Source organism: Leucobacter chromiiresistens (assembly GCF_001477055.1).
Lineage (GTDB): Bacteria > Actinomycetota > Actinomycetes > Actinomycetales > Microbacteriaceae > Leucobacter > Leucobacter chromiiresistens_A.
Window position 1 is genome coordinate 1 of sequence record NZ_LDRK01000125.1, and the last position, 3371, is coordinate 3371.

4 protein-coding genes are annotated in these 3371 nt (G+C 72.3%); all 4 read right to left on the reverse strand.

What is annotated here, in order from left to right; genetic code table 11:
• Positions 1 to 28 precede the first annotated feature (28 nt).
• On the reverse strand, positions 29 to 412 hold the full coding sequence (locus NS354_RS12335; RefSeq protein ID WP_058594754.1) for a RidA family protein: 384 nt from the start codon (positions 410 to 412) through the stop codon (positions 29 to 31).
• Entirely contained in the window at positions 409 to 1404 is a 996-nt protein-coding gene (locus NS354_RS12340) for a dipeptidase (protein WP_058594755.1), read from the reverse strand. Before NS354_RS12340 ends, NS354_RS12335 begins: the two co-directional genes overlap by 4 nt.
• Positions 1401 to 2147, reverse strand: coding sequence for a hypothetical protein (locus NS354_RS12345; RefSeq protein WP_153002217.1), 747 nt, complete (start codon positions 2145 to 2147; stop codon positions 1401 to 1403). Before NS354_RS12345 ends, NS354_RS12340 begins: the two co-directional genes overlap by 4 nt.
• Positions 2144 to 3371, reverse strand: a 1228-nt coding sequence (locus tag NS354_RS13670; protein WP_193750782.1) for a hypothetical protein, incomplete at its 5' end; no start/stop codon positions are given. The genes NS354_RS12345 and NS354_RS13670, both read right to left, overlap by 4 nt.

Here is a 3371-nt window from a genome sequence, read left to right on the forward strand (position 1 = left end):
GGGCAGCCCCCGCCCCGCCCCGCCGCCGTCAGCCCCGCGGCACGGCGGCGATCGCCGTCAGCTCCACCAGCATCGTCGGGCGGGCGAGTTCGGCGACGCCGACGGCGCACCGCACCGGCACGCGGTCGCCGAAGCGCCGCGCGTAGACCTCGTTGAACGCGGGGCGGTGCTCCGCGAGGTCGCGCAGGTAGATGGTGAGGTGCGCGATGTCGGCGAGGCCGGCGCCCACGGCGGCGAGATCCACCTCCAGTGCGTCGATCACCGCCTCCGACTGCGCGGTGATGCCCTCCACGAGCCGGCCCTCCGCGTCGAGCGGAATCACCGTCGTGTACGCGGTCTCCCCGATCACGGTCACGCTCGACGAGAGCGCCCCGTTCGACTCCTCCGGCACGCGCCGCACGCCCGCGCTCATGCGCTCGCCCCGGCGGGCGCGAAGCCCGCGTCGTACATCCGCTTCCAGTTGCCGTAGAACACCTGATCCGCCTCCTCTGCGGTGAGCAGGCCGCGCTCGGCGATCCGGTCGCGCACCTCCCCGAATTTGTGGAAATCGAAGTCGTCGATCCACGCCGCCGGCGGCGGCGCGACGTCGGGCCGCGATGCGCCGTGCTGCACCTTCCGGCTCCAGCGCCCGTTGCGCATCCACGCCAGGTTGCCGGGCGGCGAGTTCGGGTCGAGGTCCGACCCGTACGCGACGTGGTCGATGCCGAGCAGCTCGACGTGCCGGGCGACGAGCTCGGCCGAGCCGTCGAGGGTCGCGGCGTACTCGCCCGCGATGTTGTTGTACGTGCACACGCCGAGCACGCCGCCGTGCGCGACGAGGGCGCGCAGCACGTCGTCGCCCTTGTTGCGGGGGTGGTCGTAGACGGAGCGGGCGTTCGCGTGGTTGATCGCGACGGGCCGCCCCGAGGCCTCGATGGCGTCGAGCGAGGTGCGCTCCCCCACGTGCGAGAGGTCGACGATCATGCCCACCCGGTTCATCTCCTCCACGACCTCGTGCCCGAAGCGCGAGAGCCCCGTGTCGACGGGTTCGTAGCAGGAGGATCCGATGGCGTTCTGGATGTTGTACGTCAGCTGCACGATGCGCACGCCGAGGTTCCAGAAGTGCTCGACGAACCCGATGCGGTCGTTGAAGAGCGACGAGTTCTGGGTGCCGAGCACGATCGCGACGCGATCCGACGCCACCGCCGCGTCGATGTCGGCGCCGCTGCGGGCGATGAGCGCGACGTCGCCGTGCTCGCGCACCGCGTCGTTCCAGCCGGTGAGCACGTCCATCGTCTCGAGCGCGTCCTCCCAGAACGACGCGGTGATGGTCACCGCCCGCACTCCGCCGTCGCGCAGCCGCTCGAGCGCGTCGCGGTCGTAGCGCCCGCACTGCAGGCCGTCGATCACGGGCGCCCCGCTCATGCGAGCACCGCCCGCTCGGGGTCGTTCTCGTCGCGGCGCAGGTGCAGGTACGTCTCCTCGCTGACCTCGCCGATCAGATCGCCGTTCTCGTCGTAGAGCTGCGATCCCGCGTGCCGTCGCGACAGCTCCGAGTCGGGCGTGAGCGCCTCGTTCGACTCGTGGAAGAGGCGCCAGAACTGATCGGCGTCCATCACGTACCCCTCGAGCAGGATGCGGCGCATCGCGGGCCCGGCCGCCGACTCGGCGGGGCGCACGGGGGTGCGCTCGGTGCGGCGCGGGGCGAGGATCGCGCGGTCGCCCGCATCCCCCGCCACGTCTTCCGCGGCGTCGCCGCCCGCCGACGACTCGATCTCGAACGCGACGCCGCGCACCGCGGCGTACTCGCCGAGGGCCGCCGCGATCCCGATTCCGGGGGTGCCGACGACGTGCACGCGCGCGACGCCGTCGATGGCGGCGAGCGACAGCTCATCGATCAGGGCGGGGGCGAGCAGGATCGCGGGCGTTCCACGCCCGTCGAGCACGATCCCGTCGCCGTCGCGGCGCACGTCGAAGCTCGTTCGGGCGCCGGCGTACCGGTCGCGCACCCGCTCCATCACGGTCACGGCGTCGGCACCCTCGGCCTGCGCCGCCATGATCGCGTCGCGGATGGCGTTGACGGCGTAGGCCGGGCAGGAGCGCGCGTGCAGGTAGCGGCCGACCATGTGGCGCATCTCTCGTGCGGAGGCCCGCATCTGTGTGGTCATCGTGCGGCTCCGATCGTGGTCGCGGGCATCTGGGGGTAGCGGGTCTCGAGCGCGAGGCCCTCGTTGAGGTCAGCGGCGGTCGGGGCGCCGAGGTAGATGAGGCCGAGCACGTTGCGGTCGTCGCCCTCGTCGACGGTGCGCAGCAGGCCGTGCACCGCCGAGTTCATGAAGCGCACGATCGAGACGGGCACGAAGTCCGCGCCGAGCATGTTCATGTGCGGCGAGTGGTAGCGGAAGTCGCGGAGCGACTGGATGCGTTCGACGGTCGCCCGGAGCTCGGGGTGCTCGCGCAGCAGGCCGCCGACGTGCTCGTGGTGCGTCGCCCGCAGCGCGGCGTCGAGGGCTTGCACGTCGCTCGGCAGGTCGAGCGCCCAGTTGCGCCCGCCGTCCACCTCCGATGCCGGCCCGCGCCGCGGCTCCTCCGCGTCGGCCGACTTGTACCAGACGTACTCGCGCGCGCCGGGCGCCGCCATGTCGATGCTCAGCGCCCAGCGGTAGTCGCGGTCGATGATCGCCCGCAGCTCGGCGAGGGGCATGTCGGCCTCGGCGACGAACTGCTCCGAGCGGATGCCGCCCTCGATCGCCGCCACGATGCGCTCGTAGGGGAGCAGCTCGAGCAGGTTGGCGGCGACGAGCTCCCAGGCCTCGTCGCCGATGGCGCCGTCGAGCCGGTTCAGCAGCTCGGCGCCCGTCGTCGCCCCGCGGGCCACGAGCTCGTCGAGCGCGTCGATCGCCGTCTCCAGCTGCTCGGAGACCCGGTGCGGGTCGTCGAAGCGCGCATAGACGTACGGATCGACGCCCGTGAACTCGGCCGCGCGCACGAGCAGCGCCCGGTACTGCTCGGTCTCCTCGGCGTGCTGCAGCAGGGGCAGCTGCGTGGCCTCGGCGAGCAGCGTCTGCCGCTGCTCGAGCCAGGTGCCGATGAGCATGGGGTGGGTGTTGACGAAGAAGAGCAGCCCGAGCGCCGAGCCGTTGCCGATGCCGATCATGCGCCGCACCTCGCGGTCGAGCGGCACGGCCTCGGGGTCGCGGTGCTTCGCCATCGCCTCGACGAGGTCGGCGGCGAACTCGCGCATGATGAATGCGGAGAGCAGCTGCGCGTGCAGCGGCAGCCGCAGCGGATGGTCGTGCTCGAGGGTGAGGAAGGAGCGCGTCAGAAAGGTGCCGTTGCCGTCGAGACCGGTGTTGCGCATGAGGTACCCGACCTCCCAGAGCGCGCGGGAG